The following is a 4,908-nucleotide window of genomic DNA, read 5'->3' on the forward strand; positions in this document are numbered from 1 at the left end:
TGGATGGATCGCAGTTCATTATCCTAACCAAAAAGTGAGTTAGGAGTTCTAAATGAACCGCCCTGTGCGGAGCCGCATGCAGGGTGGTGTGGGGGCTGGAGGCTAGATACCTCCGGCTACCCGATTAAATCATCAATTCATGACCGTCATTCCGGTAATGCGGTCATACAATAATGCGGTTTCTGTAGCGGTTCTGTGCGGGATAATGCCCAATTGCAAGAGGCCAGCAGAGATTGAACCTTCTCCACCCTGCCCGTTAACAGCACTTCAACGGGCGCTACCTGGGCACCCTCGTTGCTAAAGCCCTGGTCTAAGGTTGACTTTCGGATCCGGAGGTAGTCAGTGTTGGCATTGAGCCGTGCGGTATCCGTCTTCAGCCATTCAACTTCGTTCAGAAGTGAATACGGCCAGCCCATTTGGGCTAATGTCCCCAAAATAGTCGTCAGTCGATAAAGGTCATTTTTGGTTGTCAGTTTACCGGTCCCACTGTCGTACAAGTATTGCAGCTTTTCTTTCAGCTTGGCACTCGTGGGGTGATTCTCTCCTTGACTGATAAGCCAGCGCAGATCCGGGGCGACATCTTTCGAAAAACGTTTTTGCCTCATGGCTTGTTTCAACCATTCGAACAAAAAGAGATGTTCTTGTATGTTACCGTTCGCCCGACCATTGCGCTTGGCGATAGCCAACGCGACAAGCGCACACCAGGCAAGATGTGCGCTCATTTGGTTCAAGGTGGTTTTCATTTCAGTCATGACTATCCGTGCTGCTTATACTTTCGTTTTTGTTTACATCAGGCATTTTACCTGAAACGCTAATACAACGCGATGCATTCAAAAGCGCACTTTCTGCCCCGGCAGTGCGTGCCTTCAGGTCATCCGTCTTTGTGTCGCGGTAAAGCAATTTTTGCGCCCGGCTCTCGTGCGTGACATCGATCGGAATACCCGTTGCGATGACAGTGTTGAGGTACTCGATAGCTGAACGTCCATCGGTTGGTAGGTAAGTCATAGTGTCATATTCACGCCCCATTGACTCGTATAACCGCTTGATTTCATCAACCGACAACATGGCATTAAATCGGAACAGCCTACCAGCAAAAAATAACACAGTAAAAATAAGGCATGCCCCGAAAACACCCGCAAGATAGCCAGCGACGGTGACGAATTCCACGAGGCCTTCAGACGGATTTTTATCTGAATAATACTGGAACAGGATCACGGCAAAAGCGGCAAGAAAAACGATTGCGAGCCCGTAGAAGCAACATGCTATGTAACCCTCCATAAATTTGGTGAATTTCATCCGCAAGTATGACTCTTGCCTTTTCAGGTAGAGTTCGACATCTGTCGTTTCGATATTCATAAGAGCCTCATTATTCAATGTGGTTATCGTTCTGGATATGTTCGGCGGTCAGCGAAGTCTTTGCGATGCTGTCAGTTAGCGCTGAAAGTTCTTGCTTCACCTTGAGGAGAGCGTCTTTGTCCGCACTGGCTTTCTGTGCCAGGGCGAGCATGGTATCCACCGTTCGGGTATGCGCCCCGTTCATGGGCACACCTGACATGACGACAGCATTAAGGTAATCAATCGCGGGGCGCTCGTCCTCAGGGGCATAATTTAAGCGGGTGTAGGTTTCTTCGGCTGCTTTGTACTGCATTTCAATTTCATGGACGGTTAACTGGGCTTTGATCTTCGGCAAATACCCACGAAAGAACAGCCCAATCAAAACCAATACGCAAACGCAGCCCAGCGCGTAGTATCCTGCCAAATCTATTATGTGTAGCAATTCTGGGTCGTGGAACCCCACCAGAAAGCGCCAAGCAAACAAAGCGGCATAGAAAACGACAAATACCAACATTGGTGTTAACACAGTGGGCATGAGGGTGTTTTCAATAAACACCGTGACTTTCAGCATTCGGCTATTACTCTGTCGTTGCAGGTACAACTGAATGTCCATTTTATCAATTTTCATGATGCTCTCTCTGTGCCCTGATCGTCCGTGTTCTACGATCAGGGGGGGTACGAGTAGTTTGGAATGCTTATGCTAGCGTTTTGCTTTGTGCGATGACGGTTTCGAATTCCTGGCTTAAGGTGTTCAGCTCGTGGTCACGCACATCCGCCTCAACCAATGCTTTTACTCGGGCGCGGTGGTGATAATTCATTGGAATACCTTCACAAATTAAGGTGTCGATGTAATCAATGCCGGACTTCTGTTTTGAGGACAAATGGCCCATTTTTTGGTATGCACAGAACGTGCTGGAACAGAGGGCTTCTATCTCATTAACGCTCAACAGTGGCTTCAGTCGTGGAAACGAACACGAATAATACAAGTGCGCAAACAAGAGCACACCGACACAGCCAACTACAACGAAGCACAACGGAATGAAAAGGAGGGTTTCCACAACGACTGGCATGATAGTCAGTTGGATGACAGAAAACAGCACCCCAATCAGGAGGAATGTGATAAATGGTGGGGTAAAGATACCATCCAGAATACGCGTGATTTTTAGCATTCCGCATGCGCTTTGGCGTTGCAGGTACAATTTGATGTCAGTCTGTTCAGTTTTCATGATTGCCTCTTCAGTTAACGGTCTTTTGCTTTTTTCTGCACGTCTTCACATTTTGGCGAAACCCCATGCGAACATTGTTCTTGTGCGCTCAGGATCCACCAGCCATTTTCTACTTTATGTCTTGGGCTTAACCCGTCATCGTCTGACCAACGCATAGCAACAATGAAGTTGTAACTGTTAAGCCAACGGATGGCGGTCTGGCAGTACAATGCATTTTGAAGCATGGATTTTATGCGATTACTGACTTTCTTTGCTTCAGCGGGGCTGCTCGTGGGGTTAACGTTGAAAATGAGTGCGGGATCCGATTGCATCATGCTCCAAGCGACAATGTCCGCTTCGGAGACCCGTGCATGGCACTGTATGAATTCGTTATTCCGGATGGCAACGCGCGCCACCGCACTTGGCTGAACAGCATCACTCTCCAGGAGTGTCGGGAGATTATCCTTGAACTGGACCTGATCAATTTGGTTTGACTGCAATGCGGAGTCCGGTTTTTCCAGCGTATGCGAACCATGACCCGCGATTAAATACCCGGCACACTTATTGTGCAGTGACTTGTAAATCCACATTGGGAATCGGTGCTCAGCGGTCATGCTGGTGGCAACAACTAGCGCCTGGTCATAATCAGGGAAAAATACTTTTTGATGCGACCCGAATTGAATGGTTCTTGCTCCGGCCAATAGTGGTGAACCGACAGAACGATGATAAGGTGCGGCCAAGGTAAACCCTCCATAACTACGTTGACAGTTAGAAAGCACACATCGAGACGTAGCCCGATTTCTCCGATACATCTTCTGGTTTTTTATCCAACTTGACCTGGCGTTCTTCGTCGCGCAGTAAATCGTACCGCACCACTTTGGTGCCGAGGGACTTGGACATATCCCGGCAATGGATCAATATGTGAACGCGATTCGGTGGCAGGTGTGGGAAACGCAGTAAAAGAATTTTTGTGAAAATCACGAGTGAAGCTTCATTGGTGTCAAACCCATAGAGGTCCTCTAGGATGAAGTAAGTGTGATTTTTATTGCCCAGTTTGCCCGGCTCAGGGCAAAGCTTCACCCGGAAGTGAACTGCCTCGCATGACCACTCACGGTGCGGCAGCGCCATGAGTACGAAGTCTTTTAACAAAGTGGACATAATACCTCTGTTTGATTTTAGGTTGTGCCATAGGGTAATGGGTAAATTTTACGGGCAGAGATACCGGTGACGAAAAATTACAGTACGTTCCAGCGCGTATTATCTTTAAGGCACAGGCGTTCGTAAGCGGCCCCCACTTCACTACTGGCGGATTTTATATCGCTGCGTATCTCATATTGCTCAATGCGGTGCTCATGGCGTATGTTGGACAGTTCAATACAGCGGTATCGCTGGGCTGCAATGTACTCAGCAAAAGCAGGTTGCTCCTGCATGGCTACGCCCCATTGCTTTGCCGCACGCAAGTAAAGTTGTTTTGCTTCGAGTTCAAGCGCGAGTTTGACCGCACCCGCCTCAGGCAAACATTGTTTACCCAGGCGTTCAACGGTGTTCGATGAAACCTTCCTGCGTGCCATCAGAGCATCTCCTACGGATAGATGATAATTTATACTTTGTAGGATAATGGTACGACTGGTTGGGTGGCTGACGAAGGGAAAACCAGAACAAAACGAGGAGCTTTTAGCGCTAGGATGGAAAATGAGCTAGGCTCTTAAGACTATATGCCCACCGAAGTTCTGAGTGACTTAGTTCGATATAAGAGCCGCAGGTTTGATTCAACTAGTAGATCAGTGAAAGCAATATAACACTTACTAACATAGCCGAGACTTGTATTCTTCCAAGTCTTTCAGAAAATCCGGGTTAGAAATAAATTTTAACTTTAATTCATCTGCAAGCTCTACATAGCCCAAACTATAAAGGTTTTTTACAACCTCAAAGGGAAAATTTAATTTTTCTACTACATGCATTAAATCTTCAAAATTAGCTTCATAACGAGCACGGCGTTCATATTCTCTTTGATAATCTTTTGAGTTGCCTTGGTTACTATAGAATAAAGCCAAGAGGCCTGAAATAGAGACTGAGTCAAACCTATCACGGAATTTTCTTTCTAATATAGTGCGGCGTTTTAAGGATGCCATAATTCGATTCTTTATTTTCTCTGCATTATTCCCATCACAAGGGTTAATAGCGCCATTTACAACAACTAACTCATTGATACTACTACGGCGAAGATAAAATCCGGACATCCCCTCAGTGTCAGGATAGTTGTCACCCCCTCTGAAAAATAAACCTGAGGGCGCGGAGTGACACATGAAACGTATTTCACCTGAACGAAAAGCCGCCATACTGGCTAAATTATTACCGCCGTACAACA

Annotated in this window: 8 protein-coding genes; all 8 read right to left on the reverse strand. The window is 46.9% G+C overall.

Translation table 11 applies throughout. The annotated features are described in order from the left end of the window. Positions 1-146 precede the first annotated feature (146 nt). Complete coding sequence (locus tag AYY17_RS11930; protein WP_082981385.1) at positions 147-752, reverse strand: DUF2913 family protein; 606 nt, start codon at positions 750-752, stop codon at positions 147-149. Then, positions 745-1,356 (reverse strand): hypothetical protein, encoded by a 612-nt coding sequence (locus AYY17_RS11935; RefSeq protein WP_067423964.1) that lies wholly within the window; start codon positions 1,354-1,356, stop codon positions 745-747. Before AYY17_RS11935 ends, AYY17_RS11930 begins: the two co-directional genes overlap by 8 nt. A 10-nt stretch (positions 1,357-1,366) precedes the next feature. Then, on the reverse strand, positions 1,367-1,963 hold the full coding sequence (locus AYY17_RS11940) for a hypothetical protein (protein WP_067423966.1): 597 nt from the start codon (positions 1,961-1,963) through the stop codon (positions 1,367-1,369). 67 nt (positions 1,964-2,030) lie between these two features. After that, positions 2,031-2,561 (reverse strand): hypothetical protein, encoded by a 531-nt coding sequence (locus AYY17_RS11945; RefSeq protein WP_067423968.1) that lies wholly within the window; start codon positions 2,559-2,561, stop codon positions 2,031-2,033. A 14-nt stretch (positions 2,562-2,575) separates the two neighbouring features. Then, positions 2,576-3,280, reverse strand: a complete 705-nt coding sequence (locus AYY17_RS11950) for a hypothetical protein (protein WP_137022593.1) — start codon at positions 3,278-3,280, stop codon at positions 2,576-2,578. A gap of 28 nt (positions 3,281-3,308) precedes the next feature. Beyond that, positions 3,309-3,698 carry a hypothetical protein gene (locus AYY17_RS11955; protein WP_067423972.1) on the reverse strand — a complete coding sequence of 130 codons (390 nt, stop codon included), beginning with the start codon at positions 3,696-3,698 and terminating at the stop codon, positions 3,309-3,311. A gap of 77 nt (positions 3,699-3,775) precedes the next feature. Continuing rightward, positions 3,776-4,111 carry a PerC family transcriptional regulator gene (locus AYY17_RS11960; protein WP_067423974.1) on the reverse strand — a complete coding sequence of 112 codons (336 nt, stop codon included), beginning with the start codon at positions 4,109-4,111 and terminating at the stop codon, positions 3,776-3,778. A gap of 234 nt (positions 4,112-4,345) precedes the next feature. Next, positions 4,346-4,908 (reverse strand): hypothetical protein (locus AYY17_RS21740; RefSeq protein WP_162271114.1); only part of this gene is annotated, 563 nt, incomplete at its 5' end.

It is taken from the genome of Morganella psychrotolerans (assembly GCF_001676055.1).
Classification (GTDB): Bacteria; Pseudomonadota; Gammaproteobacteria; order Enterobacterales; family Enterobacteriaceae; genus Morganella; species Morganella psychrotolerans_B.